This is a genomic window from Mesorhizobium sp. YL-MeA3-2017 (genome assembly GCF_030814575.1).
Lineage (GTDB): Bacteria > Pseudomonadota > Alphaproteobacteria > Rhizobiales > Rhizobiaceae > Mesorhizobium > Mesorhizobium terrae.
Genome location: NZ_JAUSVH010000001.1, coordinates 3,635,094 through 3,656,757 on the forward strand (window position 1 = coordinate 3,635,094; position 21,664 = coordinate 3,656,757).

Annotated in this window: 16 protein-coding genes and 1 tRNA gene; 9 read left to right on the forward strand and 8 right to left on the reverse strand. The window is 65.5% G+C overall.

Translation table 11 applies throughout. The features are described 5' to 3' along the window. Window position 1 precedes the first annotated feature (1 nt). Both QFZ88_RS17385 and QFZ88_RS17390 read left to right on the forward strand, forming a co-directional pair. Window positions 2–973, forward strand: coding sequence for an ABC transporter permease subunit (locus QFZ88_RS17385; RefSeq protein ID WP_024926076.1), 972 nt, complete (start codon window positions 2–4; stop codon window positions 971–973). A 1-nt stretch (window position 974) separates the two neighbouring features. Then, the gene (locus QFZ88_RS17390; protein ID WP_024926077.1) at window positions 975–1,796 is read left to right on the forward strand and encodes an ABC transporter permease; all 822 of its coding nucleotides are present in this window, start codon (window positions 975–977) and stop codon (window positions 1,794–1,796) included. A gap of 146 nt (window positions 1,797–1,942) precedes the next feature. Here the strand turns inward: QFZ88_RS17390 and QFZ88_RS17395 are convergent, their stop codons facing one another. Then, complete coding sequence (locus QFZ88_RS17395; protein WP_024927274.1) at window positions 1,943–3,949, reverse strand: AsmA family protein; 2,007 nt, start codon at window positions 3,947–3,949, stop codon at window positions 1,943–1,945. Window positions 3,950–4,131: 182 nt separating this feature from the next. Between QFZ88_RS17395 and QFZ88_RS17400 the strand changes: the two genes are divergently transcribed. Further along, window positions 4,132–6,090, forward strand: coding sequence for an acetoacetate--CoA ligase (locus QFZ88_RS17400; RefSeq protein WP_024927273.1), 1,959 nt, complete (start codon window positions 4,132–4,134; stop codon window positions 6,088–6,090). A gap of 290 nt (window positions 6,091–6,380) precedes the next feature. Here the strand turns inward: QFZ88_RS17400 and QFZ88_RS17405 are convergent, their stop codons facing one another. Next, complete coding sequence (locus QFZ88_RS17405) at window positions 6,381–10,289, reverse strand: PAS domain-containing sensor histidine kinase (RefSeq protein WP_024927106.1); 3,909 nt, start codon at window positions 10,287–10,289, stop codon at window positions 6,381–6,383. Window positions 10,290–10,545: 256 nt separating this feature from the next. On the opposite strand from QFZ88_RS17405, the gene QFZ88_RS17410 reads away from it, so the two are divergent. From QFZ88_RS17410 to QFZ88_RS17425, 4 genes are all read left to right on the forward strand, one after another. Beyond that, window positions 10,546–10,995, forward strand: coding sequence for a phasin (locus QFZ88_RS17410; protein WP_024927107.1), 450 nt, complete (start codon window positions 10,546–10,548; stop codon window positions 10,993–10,995). A 335-nt stretch (window positions 10,996–11,330) separates the two neighbouring features. Then, window positions 11,331–11,407: transfer RNA gene (locus QFZ88_RS17415), tRNA-His, on the forward strand. A 171-nt stretch (window positions 11,408–11,578) separates the two neighbouring features. Then, complete coding sequence (locus QFZ88_RS17420; protein ID WP_024927108.1) at window positions 11,579–11,821, forward strand: DUF768 domain-containing protein; 243 nt, start codon at window positions 11,579–11,581, stop codon at window positions 11,819–11,821. A 55-nt stretch (window positions 11,822–11,876) separates the two neighbouring features. Beyond that, window positions 11,877–12,239 (forward strand): VOC family protein, encoded by a 363-nt coding sequence (locus tag QFZ88_RS17425; RefSeq protein ID WP_024927109.1) that lies wholly within the window; start codon window positions 11,877–11,879, stop codon window positions 12,237–12,239. Window positions 12,240–12,261: 22 nt separating this feature from the next. On the opposite strand, the gene xseA is transcribed toward QFZ88_RS17425, so the two are convergent. Beyond that, window positions 12,262–13,851, reverse strand: a complete 1,590-nt coding sequence (xseA, locus tag QFZ88_RS17430; RefSeq protein ID WP_024927110.1) for an exodeoxyribonuclease VII large subunit — start codon at window positions 13,849–13,851, stop codon at window positions 12,262–12,264. 136 nt (window positions 13,852–13,987) lie between these two features. Between xseA and QFZ88_RS17435 the strand changes: the two genes are divergently transcribed. Then, on the forward strand, window positions 13,988–14,938 hold the full coding sequence (locus QFZ88_RS17435; protein ID WP_024927111.1) for a DMT family transporter: 951 nt from the start codon (window positions 13,988–13,990) through the stop codon (window positions 14,936–14,938). A 6-nt stretch (window positions 14,939–14,944) separates the two neighbouring features. Here the strand turns inward: QFZ88_RS17435 and QFZ88_RS17440 are convergent, their stop codons facing one another. Continuing rightward, window positions 14,945–15,901, reverse strand: coding sequence for a LysR substrate-binding domain-containing protein (locus QFZ88_RS17440; RefSeq protein WP_024927112.1), 957 nt, complete (start codon window positions 15,899–15,901; stop codon window positions 14,945–14,947). A gap of 174 nt (window positions 15,902–16,075) precedes the next feature. Here QFZ88_RS17440 and QFZ88_RS17445 point away from each other — a divergent pair, with 174 nt between their 5' ends. After that, window positions 16,076–16,366, forward strand: coding sequence for a DUF1127 domain-containing protein (locus QFZ88_RS17445; RefSeq protein WP_024927113.1), 291 nt, complete (start codon window positions 16,076–16,078; stop codon window positions 16,364–16,366). Window positions 16,367–16,827: 461 nt separating this feature from the next. Here QFZ88_RS17445 and QFZ88_RS17450 read toward each other — a convergent pair whose 3' ends face one another. The 4 genes from QFZ88_RS17450 to QFZ88_RS17465 form a co-directional block, all read right to left on the reverse strand. Beyond that, complete coding sequence (locus QFZ88_RS17450) at window positions 16,828–17,862, reverse strand: aldo/keto reductase (protein WP_024926357.1); 1,035 nt, start codon at window positions 17,860–17,862, stop codon at window positions 16,828–16,830. Window positions 17,863–18,255: 393 nt separating this feature from the next. Beyond that, complete coding sequence (locus tag QFZ88_RS17455; RefSeq protein ID WP_024927208.1) at window positions 18,256–19,188, reverse strand: DUF937 domain-containing protein; 933 nt, start codon at window positions 19,186–19,188, stop codon at window positions 18,256–18,258. A 370-nt stretch (window positions 19,189–19,558) separates the two neighbouring features. Next, window positions 19,559–20,932 (reverse strand): glutamate--cysteine ligase, encoded by a 1,374-nt coding sequence (locus QFZ88_RS17460; RefSeq protein WP_024927210.1) that lies wholly within the window; start codon window positions 20,930–20,932, stop codon window positions 19,559–19,561. A 118-nt stretch (window positions 20,933–21,050) separates the two neighbouring features. Beyond that, entirely contained in the window at window positions 21,051–21,650 is a 600-nt protein-coding gene (locus QFZ88_RS17465) for a TetR/AcrR family transcriptional regulator (protein WP_024927211.1), read from the reverse strand. Window positions 21,651–21,664: the final 14 nt, after the last annotated feature.

The following is a 21,664-nucleotide window of genomic DNA, read 5'->3' on the forward strand; positions in this document are numbered from 1 at the left end:
CATGGCGGGTGCTACACTTTCCGCGACCGGCACGGCGAATGGAGCCGTGTCGGCCCAGCCGGCCACGCAGCTTGCCAGCGGCTTCGTCAGCAAGCTGGTCATCATCGTTCCTTATGTCTTCCTGCTGATCTTCTTCCTCGTTCCCTTCTTCATCGTCTTCAAGATATCGCTGTCGCAGGTGGCGATCGCGATGCCGCCCTATACGCCGGCGCTCGATTTCGGCGGCGGCATCTCCGGCATCCTCGGTCAGCTGAAGAGCCTGAATTTCGACAATTACGTCTTCCTCACCCAGGACCCGCTCTACTTCAACGCCTATGTCACCAGCGTCATCGTCGCCGGTATCTCGACGTTCCTGACGCTTTTGATCGGCTATCCGATCGCCTACGGCATGGCGCGGGCACCGGCGACGCTGCGGCCAACGCTGCTCATGCTGGTCATCCTGCCGTTCTGGACCTCGTTCCTGATCCGCGTCTATGCCTGGATCGGCATCCTCAAGCCGGAAGGCCTGCTCAACCAGCTCCTGTTGTCCACGGGCGTCATCAACGAGCCCTTGATCATCCTCAACACCTATTGGGCGATCTTCATCGGCATCGTCTATTCCTACCTGCCCTTCATGGTGCTGCCGCTCTATTCGGCCCTGGAAAAGATGGATTATTCGCTGGTCGAGGCGGCCGAGGATCTCGGCTGCCCGCCGATCACCGCCTTCTGGAAGATCACCTTCCCGCTGTCGCTGCCAGGCGTTCTGGCCGGCAGCCTTCTGGTGTTCATCCCGGCCGTCGGCGAGTTCGTCATCCCCGACCTGCTCGGCGGTTCGCAGACGCTGATGATCGGCCGCACGCTGTGGACCGAATTCAACGCCAACCGCGACTGGCCGGTATCTTCCGCCGTGGCGGTCATCCTGCTTCTGGTGCTCATCATTCCCATCGTCATCTTCCAGCACGCACAGGCGCGCGCTCAGGAACAGGGGCGCTGACATGAACACGACCTGGAGCCGCTTCAACATCACCTCGATCACGCTAGGCTTTGCGTTCCTCTATCTGCCCATCGTTCTCCTGGTGGTCTTCTCCTTCAACGAATCCAAACTGGTCACCGTCTGGGGCGGGTTCTCGACCAAATGGTATGTGTCGCTGTTCCAAAATCAGGGCCTGATGGACGCCGCCTGGGTGACCATCCGCGTCGGCCTGATCTCGGCGACGGTGGCGACCGTGCTCGGCACGCTGGCGGCGCTGGCGCTCACCCGCTACACGCGCTTCCGTGGCCGCATGCTGTTTTCCGGCATGGTGTTCGCGCCGCTGGTCATGCCCGAGGTCATCACCGGCCTGTCGCTGCTGCTTTTGTTCGTCGCCATCGGCTTCGACCGCGGTTTCTTCACGCTGACGCTGGCGCATATCTCCTTCACCATGTGCTTCGTTGCCGTGGTGGTGCAGTCGCGCCTCGTCTCCTTCGACCGCTCGCTGGAGGAGGCGGCGATGGACCTCGGCGCGTCGCCGGTCGCCACCTTCTTCCAGGTGACGCTGCCGGTCATCCTTCCGGCGATCGTTTCGGGCTGGATGCTGGCCTTCACGCTGTCGCTGGACGATCTGGTGACGTCGTCCTTCACCTCGGGCCCCGGCGCCACCACGCTGCCGATGAAGATCTACAGCCAGGTGCGCCTCGGCGTGACGCCGGAGATCAACGCCGCCTGTACCATTCTGATCGGCATCGTCTCCATCGGTGTCATCACCGCCTCCATCGTCAACAAGCGCCGTGAGGTGCAACGCCAGCGCGACGAGCAGGCGGCGCAGCGCGGCGGTTAGCAAGCTGCGTCTCCGTTGGGGACGCGGGACGGACGCTCCAACGTTTTGAACACACGCACAGGCCCGGAAATCGAGATCGATTTCCGGGCCTGTGCGTTGGTGTTTCCTGATATCCGAGTTGCCCGGCGCGGGCCTTGATAGCCGCTTTATTCGCCGGCGTTGCGGCGGATGATCGGCGACACGAACGGCGTCGTCCAGGTGCCGCCGACAAAGAACGTCGCCTGGTTGCCGTTATTGACGGGCGGGGTTGGCGCCGGCGGCGGCGGGGTAGCCGATGTCGTCGTCTGGCCTGCTGGCGTGGGTGTTACGGAAACCGGTTGACCGTTCTGAGTAGGAGCAGGCTGCGCGCCCGGTATCGGCTGTGTGCCGGTCGCCGGTTGCGCGGGCGCCGGCTGCGGCGCCGGGGTGGCTGCCGGCTTGGGTTGGTTGACGCCGCCGGACAGCGCCAGGCCACGCCCGGCATAAGGCACGATGCCGGACAGCCAGATCTTGGTCTGCGCCGATTTCGCCTCGGCGCGGTCGATGCGCGCCACGCCTTTGGAAATGGTGGCCTTGAGCTCGGCGCCGTCGATCGGCAGGGTGCCGTTGGAGACGTCGTCCAGCGCGAAGAAGCCGCCTTCTTCGTTGCGCTTCAGGAAGGCCGGCAGGTTCAGCCCGGTCAGATTGCCCGGTCCGAAGGTCGCCGATACCGAGCCGTCGGCATTCTGCAGGATCGAGTTCCAGGATTTGCCCGGACCTTTCAGGATCAGCGATACCGTTCCGGTGCCGGTTGGCGTCAGCCGCGTCATGCCGGCGGCGGCGGTGAAATCGGCGCCGTTCACATCGGAGGCGAGAAGTTTCATCTCGACTTGCGTGCCTTCCGGGCGGCGGTCGATGCGCAGGCTGGTCTGTATATTGCCGCCGAAAGCGGTGGCGTCGGAAATGTCGAAGACGGCGAGCCCGTTCTTCACCTGCGCGGTGGCGGCGACATCCGCCAGTTGGATCCGCCCGGCCGTGGCATGCGCGGCCGACAGCCTGAGGTCGAGGTTGAAGCGGTCGGCGAACGACATGTCGATAACGTCGAGATCGGTGCCGGAGGAAGCCGTCGGCGAGGTGAAGGCCGACAGGAAGGCGGCAAGGTCGACCGTGTCGAAGGCCAGCGTGCCGGAAATCATCGGCATCGGGTCGACGAAGGAGAGGTCGAGCGCGCCCATGCCGGGGGTCTTGTCGAGATCGATCTCGGTCTTGTCGAACTTGATGCGGCCGGTGTCGCCGCTGACCTTGCTGGTGATGGAGACGGGACCGCGTGCCGCGCCCGGCGCGATGCCGGCCTCCAGCCATTGCAAGGCCCGGCGCAGCGAAGGGGCGGTGAACTTGGCCTGGCCGTCGAAGAAGGATTGCCCGGAAAGATTGCCGGTGCCGTCGAAGGAGAAATTGGCCGGCGCGGCTTTCAGCGACAGTGTCACCGGTGCCGCCGCACCCGCAAACAGAAGCATTGGCCCCGGCGAGGCCGCCTCGACCGCGACGGTCTCGCCGCGCCACACGCCGCTGGCCGTCAGCGAGCCGGCGGCGTTGAGCGCCGACCAGTCGAGCTGGCCGGACAGATTGGTCAGCATGTCGGTATCGGTGCCGTCGATGGCGGCGATCACCTTGCCGTCCTGGAACTCGACAGTGCCGAAGCCCTCGGAGGCCAGCTTGCCGGTGTCGGGCTTGTCGGGCTTGGCCTTGACCAGTTCGCGCGCCGCGTCGATGGCGCGGGCGACGCGGCCGCCCGAAGGCATCGGCGGCAGGAACAGCCCATGCGCGGCCGGCTCGACCCGGAACACCGGCTTGACCAGCCGCACGCCGGAAAACACCACGTCGCCGCGCAGCGCCGACATCGCCGAAAGGTCGATCTCGACACGGTCGGCCTGCATCACCGGCGGCGCCTTGTCGTCGCTCCAGTTCGACAGGGTGACGCCGGTCAATATGGCGCGGAACTGCGGCCAGATCTCGATTTCCGGCGTGCCGTCGATGGTGACGCGAAAACCGCTCCAGGCGCTCATCTCCCAGGCGATGCGGTCGCGCACGATGCGGTTCGAGGCGAAATAGGGCACTGCCACGAACGCCAGAACGGCGACAATGACGGCAATCGCTACCGCCCATATGGCTCGCCAGATCAGGGGTGAAGGCATCAGATCCCTAGGGGTTCGTGGTGGTTCGTTTTCGATCGCCAGACGGGTGTAAACCCTGGCGGATGCTTTTCAAGCCCTTGTGGCCGGGTGATGGCGATTGCGCACACGCTGTCGCAATTGCATGAGCCTTGCCTTGCTGCAACGCGATATGCTTAACCGGTGTCGCTTCGGGAGGAACATTCATGGCCGCAGACATGCCCCTTTGGACCCCGTCGGAGGCGCAGATCGCCTCGGCGCCGCTGACCGCCTTCACGCGTGCGGCGGAGGAACGGAGCGGCCGCAGCTTTGGCGATTATCCTGCGCTGCATGCCTGGTCGGTGACCGAACGCGAGGCTTTCTGGGACCTGGCCTGGGATTTCTGCGCTGTGGTCGGCGAAAAGGGCGAGCGCGTCCTTGCCGATGGCGATCGCATGCCGGGCGCGCAGTTCTTCCCCGACGCACGGCTGAATTTCGCGGAAAACCTCCTGAAGAAGACCGGTTCCTCCGACGCGCTGGTGTTTCGCGGCGAGGACAAGGTGGAGCGGCGCCTGTCCTGGGATCGCCTGCGCGCCGAGGTCTCGCGCCTGCAGCAACTGTTCGTGAAGCTCGGTGTTACCAGGGGCGATCGCATCGCCGCCATGATGCCCAATATGCCGGAGACCGTCGCCGCCATGCTTGCCGCCGCCTCGATCGGCGCGGTGTGGTCGTCCTGTTCGCCCGACTTCGGCGAGCAGGGCGTGCTCGACCGTTTCGGCCAGATCGAGCCGGTCGTCTTCATCGTTCCGGACGGCTACTGGTATGCCGGCAAGGCCATCGAGGTCGCCGACAAGGTGGCGGCGGTGGCAGGCAAGCTGAAGAGCCTGCGCAAGGTGCTGGTGGTGGACTATCTCGGCACCGCCGAGGATGTCGCCGCCGCCATCGACGGCGCCGAGGCCATGGAAACGGCCCTGCAGCCCTTCGCGGCCAGGGTGGTGACGTTCGAGCGGCTGCCTTTCGCGCACCCGCTCTATATTCTCTTTTCTTCCGGCACCACCGGCATCCCCAAATGCATCGTGCATTCGGCCGGCGGCACGCTGATCCAGCACGTCAAGGAACAGCGCCTGCACGCCGGCCTGCTCGACGGCGACCGCTTCTTTTATTTCACCACCTGCGGCTGGATGATGTGGAACTGGCTGGTCTCCGGCCTCGCTTCCGGCGCCACGCTGCTGCTCTATGACGGCTCCCCGTTCCATCCCTCGGGCAATGTGCTGTTCGATTTCGCCGACGCCGAGAAGATGACCTATTTCGGCACTTCGGCGAAATTCATCGATTCCGTGCGCAAGGCCGAGCTGAAGCCGATCGCCACGCATGATCTGTCCACTGTCAGGACCGTGTCCTCCACCGGCTCGCCATTGTCGCCGGAGGGTTTTCGCTTCGTCTATGAAGGCATCAAGAAGGACATCCACCTGGCCTCGATCTCCGGCGGCACCGACATTGTCTCGTGTTTCGTGCTTGGCGTGCCGACCGCGCCGGTGTGGGAAGGCGAGATCCAGGGGCCGGGGCTGGGACTGGCCGTCGATGTGTGGAACGACAACGGCCAGCCGGTCCGCCAGGAAAAGGGCGAGCTGGTCTGCACCAAGGCGTTTCCGGCCATGCCGATCGGCTTCTGGAACGACGCCGACGGCAGGAAATACCACGGCGCCTATTTCGAACGTTTCGACAATATCTGGTGTCATGGCGACTTCGCCGAATGGACCCGGCATGGCGGCATGATCATCCACGGCCGCTCGGACGCCACGCTGAACCCCGGCGGCGTGCGCATTGGCACGGCCGAGATCTACAATCAGGTCGAGCAGATGCCGGAAATCCTCGAGGCGATCTGCATCGGCCAGGATTTCGACAATGATGTGCGCGTCGTGATGTTCGTGCGGCTGGCTGCCGGTGTCGCGTTGGACGAGGCGCTCGAAAAGCGCATCAAGACAAAAATCCGCACCGGCGCCAGCCCGCGCCATGTGCCGGCCAGGATCGTTGCCGTCACCGACATTCCACGCACCAAATCGGGCAAGATCACCGAGCTGGCGGTGCGCGATGTCGTCCATGGCCGGGCGGTCAAGAACAAGGAGGCGCTGGCGAACCCCGAGGCGCTGGACCAATTCAAGGACAGGGCGGAACTCGCGAATTGAGGCGGCGCCGGACCGGAGGTTTTTCGGGCAACCGCCGAAACAACGCCGCCGGCAGGGTAAACAAAACGTAAAGCTCGAATTTACCTCGTTTTCACGAATGGTACACAATCGTAAACTTTTACCCATCCAGGTAAGGATTTGTTTACGAGACCGCCGCGATAGTCGCGGGTAACTTGAGGGAGAAATCCCAATCCCGCTAGGCGGGACCAGTATCGCTCAAGCCCGTTGTGACAATTCTCAATTCAGGCGCCCTCGGGGCGCCTTTTTTCTTGAGGGCGCCTGCCGTGGCCTCAATCGGCCAGCACGCGGGTCGACGGGAAGGCGACTTCCACCAGCGTGCCTTCGCCGGGCGTCGAATTGATGGTGAATTTGGCGCGGTTCGCCTCCACCATCGCCTTGGTCAGAGGCAGGCCAAGGCCGGTGCCGTCGCCGCGTCCGCGTTTCAGCGCGTTGACCTGCTTGAACGGCTTCAGCGCGTGCTCGATCTCGGCCTGCGTCATGCCGACGCCGGTGTCGCGCACCCGCATCACCACGTCGCCGGATGTCTCATAGGCGGTGGAAACGATGACCTGGCCGCCGGCCTGCGTGTAGCGCACGGCATTGGACAGGATGTTGAGCGCGATCTGGCGGATCGAGCGCAAATCGGCCACCACTTCCGGCAGGCGCGAGGCGAAGGACGAGCGGATGATGACACGCTCGCGGTTGGCCTGCGGCTGCATCATGGCGACGGCCTCTGCCAGTGCGTCGTTGAGCGACACCGCCTCGTAGTCCATCTCCTGCTGGCCGGCTTCGATCTTCGAAATATCGAGCAGGTCGTTGACGAGGTCGAGCACGTGGTTGCCGGAGCGGTTGATGTCGCGCAGATAGTCGCGGTAGCGCTCATTGGCGATCGGCCCGAACTTCTCGTCCACCATCAATTCGGAGAAGCCGATGATGGCATTGAGCGGCGTGCGGATTTCGTGGCTGATGCGGGCAAGGAAATCGGTCTTCTGCGACGACGCCCGCTCGGCCACGGCGCGCGCCTGGGTGAGGTCTTCCTCGGCCCGCTTCCACTGGGTGATGTCGCGCACCACCGCGCAATAGCCGCTGTCGCCGGGCAGGCGGCCGATGGTCATGAACAGCGGAATGAAGCGCCCCTGCGCCTCGCGGCCGATCACCTCGCGTCCGTCATTGAGCACGCTGGCGACACCATGGTCGGAAAGCCCGGCCAGATAGTCGCGCGCCGCGCGCTGGCTCTCGATGGCGAACAACGAAGCGAAGGGTTTGCCGGCAACCTCGTCGCTGTCGACGCCGAACAGCGCCTCGGCCGGCCGGCTGATCGAGCGGATGGCGCCATCGCGGCCGATCAGCACGACGCCGTCGGTGGCGGTGTCGATGATGGTGCGCATTTCGGCGACGCGCGCCTTGAGCTCGGCCGTATCGGGCTGCGCCGCCTCGCCGAGCGTCGCAGCTGTAATCGGCTGGCCGGTCTCGCCGGACCCGTTCAGCACCAGCATCAGCGCCTTGCCTTCGCCCCACGGCACCGAGCGCAGCACGACGTCGACCGGCGTCTCCTCGCCATTGGCCTTCCTCAGCCGCAGCTTGTGGTCGGCATGGTCGGCCGTGCTGTCGCTTGCATAGGGGTCGGCGAACAATGCATCCAGCCCGCCGGCAGCGCCGAGCGCGGCGAGATTTTCATAGCCGGTCAGCGCCAGGAATTCGCCATTGGCATAATGCAGCACGTCGCCCGAATGGATCAGCAACGGCACCGGCAGCCGCGACAGCAGCGAAGTGTCCGGCTCCTTTTCGCCGGTCGCGAAGGCGGCGGGCACGAAGCCGCCCGCCTGCAGCGGTGGCACCAGGCGCGGCGTGGGCAGCGGTGGCGCCGGTTGGGGGGCCACGGCTTCCTCCGCGTCATCGCGCGGATGCGTCAGGTCGCCGTCGTCCTCCAGCCGGGCAAGGTCTTCTTCTTCATCGTCCTTGCTCGCTTCGTCGCGCCGCGCGGCGTGGCGCTGTCCGGCAACCTTCGCGGCGGCGGCCTTGATGTCGCCGATGTCGTTCAGCGCTTGTGTCTGTCCGTTGTCCTCGGCCACCGGATCGCTGTCCTGCGGCGCGAAGGCCAGCAGCGAACGCGGCGCGGCAGGTTCTGCCACCGGTTCCGCGGCCGCCCCGCCCTCGTCCGCCCCGGCGCCGTCGAGCCGGGTTAGATCGGCGATGTCCTCGGCCTCCTGCGCCTCGGTCAGCGCGGCGCTGTCGTCATCCTCGTCGGCGGTTGTCGCTTCGTCTGGCCGGGCAATCGCCTCGGCAACGACAGCGGTCGTTTCTGCCTCGGAAGAGGTGTGTTTGCTTTCAGTTGGCGCGACGGTGATGGCCGCCTCGGCCGTCACCGCAGCCTCCGCCGCTTGTTCGGCCTTGACGGTGTCCACGGCCGTCGCGGGTTCCGCCGTGTTGATGGCTCCTGCGGCCTCGACGATATCCGCCGCGACAGGTCGTGCGCGCTCGACCGGCTTTATGACCTCGCCTTGGCCGGCGGGCGCATCGGCGCCGTCCGCCTGCCGCATGGCGATCGCATTGTCCGCCTGCGCGGTTGCGGGGGCAGGCGGGTCTTTCGCCGGAGCGGCTTCGCCTCGGCCGGCCTCGGAACCCAGCACGCCGTCCTTCTTCAGCCGTTCGCCGATCTCGCGGAAGGCGCTGCGCTCCAGTGTCGAAAGGCCCTTGTCGTTGGCCGCCGGCCGGTGTTCGGCCAGCCGGATCACCTTGTCGCTGAAGCGGCGCTCTGGGGTCGGCGTGATGGTCAGCGCCGGCGCCTCGCCATGGAACGGGTTCTGTCCGCCGGTGGTCATCGGCGCGGCGTGCGGGGGCTCCTGCGGCCTGGCCGTCGCTTCGTGTGTGGTTTTGGCGGGCGCTGGCGGGGTTTCGGATGCCACCCAGCCGGGTGTCAGCGCCAGACCGACCTTCTCGTGATCCTCGGTGGCGTCCGCCGGCCTTGCGACGCCGAAGCCGCGAAAACCTTCGAACGTGCGGTTGCGGTCGTAGACGGGTAGGGCGGCGAGATCCACCGGCACCTTCAGGCTGCTGCCGGCGATCGGCCAGGCGACCGAGCGGCCCGACCATGTGTCGCGTCGTTCCAGCAGGCCGGCGATCTCGCCGGACGGGTCGAAGCCGAATGTGGTGGCGACATCCTTGAAGCGCCGGCCGATGACATCGGCGGCGGCCTCGCCAACGACGGCGGCGAATTCCGGCGAGATGGCGCTGAAGTGGCCGGCGGCGTCGGTGCGCCACACAAAGCGTACCGGTGTGGTGTTGCGTTCGACCGGTTGCGACGCCGGAACTGTCTCATTCTGCACCGGGGCAACCGGCGTCGTACCATCGCCCTGGGCGGCTTCGGCGGCCTTGTTGGCGTCGCTGAAATACCAGCGGTCGTGCTGGTGTTCGCCGGCCGTCGTCGAAACGCTGTCGTCGGCCGCCCGCCAGCCTTCGGCGGTCGTGGCCCTTGGCCGATCGCCCTCGGATGCGGTCTGGCTTGCCGGCGCCGGCTGGGTTGCGCCAGCCTCGGTGCCTTCGTCGATCACCACCAGAAGGTGGCGCGCCGGTTCGTCGGTCAACCGGGCGATGCCGGCCGGATAGGAGCTTTTTGCAGCCGGCACTAGCCGCTTCAGCACGCGATCCTGCTCGCGCGCGACATCGGCGACGAGCGCGCTGAGCGTCTGCTCGGTAATGCCAAGCGCCGAAAATCCTTGCGAGGCGGCCTCGACGCCGCCCTTGCCGTCGATGAAGGCGAGGAACTGGCCGTCCGCCTTGAAACCGCTGATTGCACGCGTGGCGATCTCGGCGGCGTTATGGGAGGCGCCTTGCGTGGCCGGCAGGGCAAGCATGATCGCCGCTTCGCCGTCGGGCATGGTGAGCGCGCTGGCCAGAAAGCCGACCGCATTGCTGGTCATGCCTGCCGCCAGCCGCACCAGCAGCGCGCGGTCGCTGCCGATGGCCGGGAAGCCGGCGGTTGCCATGATCTGGCGTCGCGCCACCGGCGGCAGCCCGGCCGGCGCGCCGATGGCGGCCTCGACATCGGCATGGCCGAACAGGGCGGCTCCGGGCCCGTTTGCCCACAGCACCTGCTCGAGGTCGGCCGACAGGACGACGATCGCGTCGCCGCTGGCAAAACGCGATCGCACGTCATCAAGGACGGCAACATCGAGGAACGAATAGTTCTCGGACGGCATGCGCTCTGGCTATCCTCCAAGGAGATGGCCGCGGTTAATGCTTCGTTAATAAATGGGAGCCGCCGCAACGTCCACAAGCGTAAGGCGAGCCCACTTGAATAATAGGGCTCGTGGTTAACGGCATCCCTATGTTTCGCTTCGATAATGTTGCATTGCAGCAGAAATGTTGCGTTGCACAACAAAATGCGCTATACCCATCTCACACATGAACGAGACGGCACGTCGAATGTGTCCGTCCACCCTATGAGGATGGAAAATGTCCAAGACCAAGACCACCGAGACCGTTGAATTCCCGACCTTCGACGCTTCGCAGGCCACCGACCAGATCCGCGCCTTCGCCGAGAAGGGCGTCGAGCAGTCGAAAGAGACCTTCGCCAAGCTGAAGACCGGCGCCGAAGAAGCCAAGAAGGCCTTCGAGACCAGCTACGAAACCGCCAAGACCGCTTCGAACGACCTGTCGCTGAAGGCGATCGCCACGCTGCGCACCAACGCCGAAGCCAATTTCTCGCATCTCGAGGCCCTCGTCGGCGCCAAGTCGCTGTCGGAAGTCGTCGAGCTGCAGACCTCCTTCCTCCGTTCGCGCGTCGAGACCGCCGTCGAGCAGGCCAAGGATTTCCAGGCCGCCGCCTCGAAGGTCGCCGAAGAAGTCGCCAAGCCGTACAAGACCGCCTTCGAGAAGGCCATCAAGGACGTCAAGGCGGCCTGATTGCCGGAAGATGCGGCGAGGGCTTGCAACGCTGTCGCCGGCTTCCTAGCTGAACAGGACAAGAGTTTCTCCGGGGCGGATCCTCCTCCCTTCTTCCCCGGAGAGCAGCCGGCACCTCCTCCCGCCGGCTCAAATTGGGAAAAAGGCCGGCACCTCCTCCCGCCGGCCTTTTTCTTGACCGTTTGCCGGGGAGGAACATGGGTGCGGATGAGCGTCGTTTTGCTTTTGCAAAAGCCTTGAATTACGATCCGATTGCCCGTATGCACGCTTCGCCGAACGATGGAGCACGGCTGACAGAAGTGGGTCACTCGTTTCGATCGTTGACGGGCACGCGTGCCGTTGTAGCTCAGATGGTTAGAGCGCCGGATTGTGGATCCGGAGGTCGCTGGTTCGATCCCAGCCAACGGTACCATTCCTCTCGCCGGGTGGATGCCCCGCACGACAATCGCACAGTTCAGAACTTGTTCTTTGGTACCGGCCCGGTTGCCGCAAGCGCGCGACTCGGCTTCAATTGGATAGGGAATACCGACTGCCTGGCTGCGGCCACGGCGTGATCGGCACAGACCGAAACGGGTAATTCAGAATGAGCGTACACGCCATCGAGTTTCTGCAGGATTGGATCGGCAAGGAATGCTGCGCCCCATCCGAAGCGGTCAAGCTCGACAAGCATGCCGAGACGCTGGCCAAGCGCTGCGCCGCCAAGGCCGCCGAAGCCGGCATTCCGCTGGAAGACCTCCAGGAAGAAGTCGGCGACATCCAGGACCTGATCGCCTCGCGCCTCGAAGAGGCCGTCGAAGCGGAAACGGCCGCCGACAAGGCGGCGTGAGCCTGCCTCCTTCTCCCGTGGGCGGGGAAGGGCACCACCGTTATCGGGGTTAACGATGCCACTCGGCCGGGTCGTCATCTACGCCAGGGATGTCGAGGAAACCGCCCGCTTCTACGAACGGCATTTTGGCTTCACGGCAACCCGATTGCCCGGAGACAGGATTGTCGAGCTTGTCGCCAGCGATGGCGGCGCCAACATCCTGCTTCATCAGGCCGCAAAAGGTCAGCGCAGCGGTCAGTCGATCGTCAAGCTGGTCTTTGATGTCGAAGACGTCGAACTGTTCTGCAGGCAACGCGCCGCAGACGGCCTCGATTTCGGCACGATCCATAAGGCCGACGGCTATCTGTTCGTGAACGCGAAAGACCCTTGCCAGAACTCCATCTCGGTTTCGAGCCGGGCCTTCCGAAAAGATAGCTGAGAAGTCTGCCTGCCCCGCAGGCTTAAAACAACGATCCCTGGCCGCCAGCGCCCTTGTCCTTGGGCGAGGCTTTGGCCGGCCTGGGCGTTGCAGGGCCGGGTGTCGGACCGGCGCCATCGGCCGTTGCATGCGCCGAACCGTCGGCGAAGCGCAGTTCCAGCGCAATGCCGGGCGTCACCTCCGCAGCGCGCTTGACCAGCGCACCGGCGCTGTCGAGCACCAGCGCATAGCCGCGCTCCAGGATCGCCTGTTCCGACAGTTTCAGCGTCGAAAGCAGCCGGTCGGCCTGGGTGAGGCGGGCGCGCAGCCGGTCCAGCCGCACCGTCATCGCCTGCTCCTGCCGCCGCGCCAGCGCGGTCAGCGTATCGCCCTGCAGCTTCTGCCGCCGCGCGATCGGCGCCGGCGACAGCCGTGCCATCGTCCGCGCGAACCGCGCGCGGCGCTCGCGCACGATGCCAAGGAAGGCGGCCTGCGCCCTGGCGAGGTCGCGCGAAGCCAGCCGCCGTGCCTCGGCCATGCGCCGCGACAGCGTCGCCGGCGTCAGCCGGATCGCGACGAGGCGACCGCGCTTGCGCTCGATCGACACCGCCAGCGCGCGGGCCAGCCGGTTTTCCGCCTCGTCGAAACGGCGTCTCGGCAAGGCCAGCAACTGGTCGGGCGAGGGCAGCGCGCGGGCCGCCGCCCGCGCCGCCTGGCGCCGGCGGTCGATGCCGCGGACCAGCGCCGCCGCAAGCCGTGCCGACAGGCTTGCCAGCGTCGCCTCCAGTTCCGCTCTCACCGGCACGGCGATTTCGGCCGCGCCCGTCGGCGTCGGCGCGCGCACGTCTGCGGCAAGGTCGATCAGTGTCCAGTCGGTCTCATGGCCGACCGCCGAGATGACCGGGATGTCGGAAGCGGCAACCGCCCGCGCCAATCCTTCGTCGTTAAAACCCCAGAGGTCTTCCAGGCTGCCGCCGCCGCGCGCCACGATGATCAGGTCCGGCCGCGGGATCGGCCCGCCCGGCTCCAGCGCGTTGAAGCCGTTGACGGCGGCCGTCGCCTCGGCGCCGGCGGTCTCGCCCTGCACGCGCACCGGCCACACCACGACGGTGAGCGGGAAACGGTCGCGGATGCGGTGCAGGATATCGCGGATCACCGCACCGGTCGGCGAGGTGATCACGCCGATGACCGAGGGCATGTAGGGCAGGAGCTGCTTGCGGGCGGGATCGAACAGGCCTTCGGCGGCGAGGCGGCGCTTGCGCTCCTCCAGCATCGCCATCAGCGCGCCGGCGCCGGCGGGTTCCAGATTGTCGATGACGATCTGGTATTTCGACGAGCCGGGATAGGTGGTGAGCTTGCCCGACGCGATCACCTCCATGCCCTCCTCGGGGCGGAAGCGCAGCTTGTTCATCGTGCCCTTCCACACCACGGCTTCCAGCCGGGAGCGGTCGTCCTTCAGCGCGAAATAGGCATGGCCCGACGAATGCGGGCCGCGATAGCCGGAAATCTCGCCGCGCACCCGCACATTGCCGAACGTATCTTCCACCGTGCGCTTCAGCGCGCCGGAAATCTCGCTCACCGTATATTCGGTGGCGTTGGTGGGTCTCGAATCGTCGTCGAAGAATTCGCTCATGCGCCGATTGGCGCGCTGGATGGGGAGTGGGTCAAGCCCTTACCCGCGTTGGCTGCACGGGTGAGACTGGACCACACGATTGCCATGGACGCCCCAAGGCTCCAAGTCTACCCATGCGTGCCAAGGAGCACACCCCATGAACATCCAGCAATCCAGGCCGGCGGCGGCCGCGCCTGTCGCATCGGGCCGGCCCAGCGAACGGCCCTTCGAGGCGCTCGACTACGGCCTCTATGCGGTGACGGTGGTCGCCTGGAGCCTGTCGTGGTTTGCCATCGAATTCCAGGTCGGCCGCGTCGCCAACGAAGTCACCATCGTCTGGCGCTTCGCCATCGCCACTGTCCTGATGTTCGGCTGGGTGGCGCTGAAGCGGGGCCAATTGCGCTTCGCGCCGGCCGAGCATCTGCGGTTCGCGGCACTTGGCGTGCTGATGTTTTCGTCCAATTTCCTGCTGTTCTATTACGGCGCCAGCTATCTGGTCAGCGGGCTGCTTTCGGTGGTGTTCTCGCTGGCCTCGGTCGTCAACATGCTGTTGGGCGCCGTGGTGATGCGCGAGCGGCCGTCGCCGCGCATCCTGGCCGGCGGGCTCATCGGCTTCGCCGGCATCGCGCTGATGTTTTTGCCGGAGGTCGCCGCCCACGGTCTTTCCGGCGGAACGCTTATAGGCCTCGGTCTTTGCGTGGCCGGCACGCTCTCCTTCTGCGTCGGCAATTTGATTTCGGCGGGAGGCATGCGCAACGGGCTACCGCTGATCTCGATGAATGCCTGGGGCATGCTCTACGGCACGCTGTGGTCGGCCCTTCTGGCGTTCCTGTTCGGCCGCACCTTCACCATAGACCCGAGCGTTACCTATCTCGGCTCGGTGCTGTTCTCGGCGGTGGTGTCCACTGTTCTGGCCTTTGCCGCCTATCTGACGCTGCTCGGCCGCATAGGTGCTGCCCGCGCCGGCTACGCCACGGTGATGTTCCCGATCTTCGCGCTGCTCATCTCCACCACGCTCGAAGGCTATCGCTGGACCGCCTTCGCCATCGCCGGCCTTGTCCTGGTCGCCATCGGCAACGTGCTGGTGGTGCGCGGCGGCAGGCGTTAGCTCGGCCTACCAGCCCGGCATCACCTGGCTCGGCTTGGTGCGCTTCATCTTGGTGAAGGCCAGCGAGGCGAAGTCGAAGCTGCCGGTCTCCTCGGTTATCGGCACGGTGATGTTGTCCAGGCTTTCGGCGATGTGGCGGGCCAGCGCCTCGACGATCTCGGGCCGGCTGGTCTGGCCGCGCATCAGGCCAATGCGGCAGTCGGGCAACTGGCCGAAGCCGTCGGCCTCGCCAAGCACCCGCATGCCGGGCCTGAGCGCGCATTCCGGCAGCACCGAAATCGCCAGCCCCGACAGCACGGCGGCGGCGATGACGGTGGCTGAGAAGGAGGAGAACAGGATGCGATAATCGCGCCCCATCTCGTCCAGCACGTCGCAGGCGGCGCGCCGCCAGATGCAGTTCGGGCGGCCGAAGGCCATCGGCAGGACATCCTGCTCATGCGTGGCGTGATTGGTCGAGGTGACCCACAACAGCGGCTCGCGCCGCACCACTTCCGACTGGCCGCGCGCGTCGTTGTGGGTGACCAGCGCCAGATCGAGATTGCCGCGCTTGATGTGCTCGGCAAGGCTGGGCGTCGGCTCGCAGGTGACAGTCAGTTCGACGCGCGGATTGGAACGGGCGAAACGCGCCATGATCTCGGGCAGGAAGCGGTCGGCATAATCGTCCGGCGTGCCGATACGGATGGTGCCTTCCAGCCGGTTGTCGTCGAAGGCGGCCAACGTCTCGCGGTTCAGGTAGAGCATCCGGCGGGCATAGGACAAAAGCCGGTCGCCTTCCTCGGTCAGCTTGTTGGAGCGCCCGTCCTTCTCGAACAGCGGTTTGCCGATCCGCTCCTCCAGCCGCCGCATCTGCATCGACACCGCCGACTGCGTGCGGTGCACCTCCTCGGCGGCGCGGGTGAAGGAGCCGGTGTCGGCGATCGAGATGAAGGTCTGCAACTGGTCGAGGTCGAGCGGCGCTTTCATCGCTTCCATCCATCATCAGAGTTGATGATAGAGATTAAAAACATTCGTTGGATTAATCAATCGCCGCGTGCGATTCAGTAATCGTCCACATGAAGGCATGTGAATCGGGTCCGTCCCGCCGCGCTCCCGGCGGCGGTGCGACGGTCCGCGCCGTCAAGATTGAGGAGAATGACCATGACCGCATACGACATCGCCCCTGAGAGCGCGCGCATCACCGCGACCCCGGCTGCCGCGACGCGTGTGTACAATCGTGCCGTCGGCTATTACCGCGCCTGGAAAAATCGCCGCGCCTTCTATCGCCTCGGCGAAATGTCGGACGCGGAACTGGCCGATATCGGCCTGACCCGCGCCGATCTCTTCGTCGCCGTCGACCTGCCGTTCGGCAGCGACCCGACGGTGAAGCTGCGCTCCATCGCCGGCCTGCGCGCCGCCTCCGTCGAGGAACTGGCGCGCAAGGTGGCCTGATATCCCGCACGCCCGGGCCTCCAGCCGGGCGATGCAGAGTTGCTGCAGGCTTCCCACACTCCCTGCCGGCACGACCCCGCCGGCCGCCTGCGCATTGCCCGGTCCTCCCACGGACCGGGCTTTTTCTTTTTGGGCCGCACCGTTCCTTCTCCCCTTGTGGGAGAAGGTGGCCGAGCCGGAGGCGAGGTCGGATGAGGGGGTGAGAACCCGGTTCGCCATAGGCGAATTGAAAGGTCCGGTGGACCTTTCAAAGGGTTCGAACGCCCGAGGCTATGCCGAGGGCTGGGACAAAGCTGTGATCCTGCCCCTCGCTGGCTCGGGGGCGTTCGAAACTCGAAAAGCCAAGCAATTGGCTTTTCGTCCGCTACGCGGACCGTTTCTCACCCCCTCATCCGTCTCGGCGCTTTGCGCCGAGCCACCTTCTCCCGCAAGGGGAGAAGGGGAGTTTCGCATCTGGAGTTTCACACCACCGGCGGGTTGAGCCGGGCGAAACCTTCCTGGCGGTGGTAGGGGAAATGCGGGTAGGGCGCCGTCACCGTGCTGGCCGCATCGAGCGTCGCCACCTGTTCGGGCGTCAGCGACCAGCCGACGGCGCCGAGGTTCTGGCGCAGTTGCTCCTCGTTGCGCGCCCCGATGATGACGGACGAAACCGTCGGCCGCTGCAGCAGCCAGTTGATGGCGATCTGCGGCACGCTTTTGCCGGTTTCCCCGGCGACCGCTTCGAGGGCGTCGACGACGCGGTAGAGATGCTCGTCCTCCACCGGCGGCCCGAACTCCGCGGTCTGGTGCAGGCGGCTGCCTGCCGGAATGGGATTGCCGCGGCCGATCTTGCCGGTCAGCCGGCCCCAGCCCAGCGGGCTCCACACCAGCGCGCCGAGGCCCTGGTCCTCGCCCAACGGCATCAGGTCCCATTCATAGTCGCGGCCGAGCAGCGAATAATAGACCTGGTTGGCGACATAACGTGGCCAGCCATGGCGCTCGGCGACAGCCAGCGATTTCATGATCTGCCAGCCGGAGAAGTTGGAGACGCCGACATAACGCAGCTTGCCGGCGCGAACCAAGCCGTCCAGCGTGGCAAGCACCTCCTCGACCGGGGTATGCGCGTCGAAGGCATGCAGCTGGAAGATGTCGATATGGTCGGTGCCCAGCCGGCCAAGGGCCTGGTCCACCGCTTCGATCAGCCGGGAACGCGACGAACCCCATTGATTGGGGCCGTCGCCCAGAGGCAGGCTGGCCTTGGTCGAGATCAGCACCTCGTTGCGCCGTCCCTTGATCGCCTCGCCAAGCACCGTTTCGGAGGCGCCGTCGGAATAGACGTCGGCGGTGTCGAACAGATTGACGCCGGCCTCCAGGCAGATGTCGACCAGCCGGCGGGCTTCCTCGACGCCGGTGTTGCCCCAGGCGCTGAACAGCGGGCCGGCGCCGGCGAAAGTGCCGGCTCCAAAACTCAGGACGGGAACCCTGAGGCCGGATTTGCCGAGATTGCGGTATTCCATGAAATGTCTCTCCATCTGTCGATGATGGCTAGATAGAGGCCCGTCATTTCATGAACCAGCGTGGCGAAAGGCACAGGATTTGTGAGGTGAGTTCACAACACTCTATCTCCCCCCTTGCGGGGGAGAATGGATTTTCACGATCTTAGCCGGAGCAGGCCAAAGGCCGTCGCGAGGCTAAGTCGTAGAAAATCCAAGAGAGGGGATTTTCAGCTGAGGGGCCACTTGCTCCCTCGAATGGCGAAGTCGAAATTCAGCTCGGCGAGGATTGGGCTGAAAATCCCCTCTCTTGCGATTTCTAGCACTTAGCTGCGCCGCCCTGCGGGCGTGCTCGCTAAGATGCTGAAATCGCTTTCTCCCCCACAAGGGGGGAGATAAGGGCGCCGCGCCGCTCGCCTACCGCCGGTTCATCCCTTTCAGGAACTGGTCGAAGATCGTTTCCACGCCCTGCTGGTAGTCGTCGCGTTGCTGGCGGCCGGTGTCGAACATCTTGCCGAAGATGTCGTCATAGGGATTGCGCGGCCGCCCGCTCGGGTTCGGCTCGGGTTCCGGCGCGCGTTGCGGGGCTGGATCGGGGGTCCCAATCGGCTGCCCGCCACCCAGCATGTCCTGCAGGATCTTGCCCCAGGGATTGTTGTCGCCAAACGGGTTCTGCGGTTGCGGCTGCTGCGGCGCCTGCTGCGGCGCGCCGCCGCCGAACATGTCCTGCAGCACCTTGCCGAGCGGATTGTCGCCCAGCGGATTGTTGCCGAACGGATTTTGACTCTGCGGCGCCTGCCGCTGCTGCGGCTGGCCACCCATCATGCCGCCGCCCATTCCGCCACCTTGCCGCATCATCTCCTCGATGATCTGGCCGAGCGGGTTGCCGCTGATGCCGCCACCACCGCTGAAGCCGCCGGCCTGCATCTGGTTGGTGGTCTGCTTGAACAGCCCGCCCATCACCATCGACGCCAGCACGGGAAGCATCTGCTGCAGCACCTGCTGGCCGACGCCGCTGGCCTGCGCCGCCTGCGCCGCCACCGCGCGCGACAGGTCCTTGGAGCCGAACAACTGCCCCAGCACATCGTTGCCTTGCTGCACGCCCTGCGGCGAGAAGGCCTGCGCGGCATTGTCGAAATACTGGCCATATTGGCCGGTGGCCATGGCGCTCATGAAATTGCCGACCCCATACGGGTCCGCCGTGTTGCGCTTCAGCCCCTGGCTGAAAGCCGGCAACAGCGCCTCCACCGCCGCCTGTGTCTGCTGCTGGCTCAGATTGAACTGGCGCGCCAGCGCCTCCATGCCGTTGCCGTTCTGCGACTGGTTGAGCATGTCGAACAGATTGAGCATGGGGTCCTCCGCGGCGGCCATTCGCCGTTGCGGAGCGTAGTTCGTTTTAACCGCCGGTTGAAGTGGACTTTTGCCGCCGCACCGTTATCTCCCCCCTTGCGGGGGAGAAAGCGATTTCAGCATCTTAGCGAGCACGCCCGCAGGGCGGCGCAGTCTAAGTGCTAGAAATCGCAAGAGAGGGGATTTCCACCCCAATCCTCGCCGAACTGGATTTCGGCTTCCCCCATTCGAGAGAGCAAGTGGCCTCTCGGCTGAAAATCCCCTCTCTTGGATTTTCTACGACTTAGCCTCGCGACGGCCTTCGGCCTGCTCCGGCTAAGATCGTGAAAATCCATTCTCCCCCGCAAGGGGGAGATAAGGGCGCCTTGCTTCAGTACGCATACTCCAGGAAAGCCGGCTCGATCGAGCCGCCCCAGCGCGTGTGGTAGGCCGAAAGCATCTCTTCGGCGCTGGTGGTGCCGCGCGCCACCACTTCGTCCAGCGTCGACAGGAACGAGGTTTCGTCGAAGCCGTCGCGATTCAACTTGTTGCGGTTCTTCAGGCCCTGCCGGGAGATCGCCAGCACCTCTCGCGCCACCTCTCGCAGCGTCGTAGAGCGGAACGGCGCGCCGATGCCTTGCTCGGGCACGGCGTCGCGCATCGCCTTGACTTCCGCATAGCTCCAGTCGCGCGTCAGCGCCTCGGCGGCGTCGAGCGCGGCGCCGTCATAGAGCAGGCCGACCCAGAAGGCCGGCAGCGCGCAGATGCGCCGCCATGGCCCACCATCGGCGCCGCGCATTTCCAGGAACCGCTTCAGGCGCACATCCGGGAACAGGGTCGACAGGTGGTTCGCCCAGTCGCCCATGGTCGGCATGCCGTCCGGCACTTCCTTGCGCGCCGCCCCCGCCATGAACTGGCGGAAGGTGATGTGCGTCATGTCGTGGTAGCGGCCGTCGCGGATGACGAAATACATTGGCACGTCGAGCGCCCATTCGACATAGTCGGCAAAGCCGAATTCGGGCGAGAAGCAGAATTCGAGCAGGCCCGAGCGCTGGTTGTCGGTGTCGCGCCAGATGTCGCCGCGCCAGCTCTGCAGCCCGTTCGGCCGTCCTTCGGTGAAGGGCGAATTGGCGAACAGCGCCGTCGACAGCGGCTGCAGCTTCAGCGACACCTGCATCTTGCGGCGCATGTCCGCCTCGCTCTCGAAGTCGAGATTCACCTGGATCGTGCAGGTGCGGTACATCATGTCCAGGCCCTTGGTGCCGACCTTGGGCATGTAGCGGGTCATGATGTCATAGCGCGATTTCGGCATTTTCGGCGTTTCGGCCAGCGTCCATTTCGGACTGCCGCCAAGGCCGAGGAAACGGATGCCCATCGGCTCGGCGATCTCGCGCACTTGCGCCAGATGCGCGTTGCCCTCGCGACAAGTCTGGTGGATCGTCTCCAGCGGCGCGCCGGAAAGCTCGAACTGGCCGCCCGGCTCCAGGCTGATGGCGCCCTGTCCGGTCGGCTCGACCAGGCCGATGATGCGGCCCTCGTCCAGGATCGGATCCCAGCCGAGCTTGGTCTGCATGCCTTCCAGGATGGCGCGGATGCCGCGCTCGCCGCCATAAGGCACAGGCGCGTGGCCATCGACATAGAAGGGGAACTTTTCGTGCTCGGTGCCGATGCGCCAGTCGGCGCGCGGCTTGTTGCCCTTGGCAAGGTAGGCGGCGAGTTCGCCAAGACCCTCGATGGGCTGTGAATCGGTGGTGTCGCGTGCCATGTCGCCCTTTCTGGCTTTGATCGCAGGATCGCCGCGCGGCTTGAATGAACGAAATGTCAGTAGGGGAGCAAGCAAAAAATCCTGAGCCAATCGTCAACAGGATTTGATCGGCCGCGATTCATGGCCCGGCAGGCGCCAGGACCGGCCCTTGCGCAGCCCGCACCAGCGAGGCGGCGGCCATGCCGGCGGTCTCCATATAGGAGGGGTCGCGGTTCAAAAGCACGGTGGCGAAGGAACCGTCGAGTAGCAGCAGCACCTGCCGCGCCGTCTGTTCCGCGGCTTCGATGCCCTCGGCCTCGAAAACCGTCTTCAGCCAGGCTTCGAAGTTCTTCTTGTGGGCAATGCCGATGCGGATCGCCGGGTGGCCCGGCATGTCGGCGAGTTCGGCGGCGGTGCGCAGGAAGCCGCAGCCCTTCCAGGCCGGGCGCCGCGCCGCCGCCGCCAGATGCTGGAAGATCGCGGCGACCTTGTCGGCGAGTTGGCCCTCGCTCTCGGTGAACCAGTGCCTGAACAGCCCGAGATTGGGCTGGTCGCGCCGCTCCAGATAGGCGGCGATGAGGTCGTCCTTGCTGGCGAAATGGTAATAGAGCGTGCGCTTGGTCAGTCCGGCCTTCTCGGCCACGGCATCGACCGAGACGGCGCGAATGCCCTGGCCGTAGAACAGTTTGGATGCGGCGGCGACGATGCGCTCGCGGGTGGTGTTGGCGGTCGGTTTCATGGTCGATGTATACC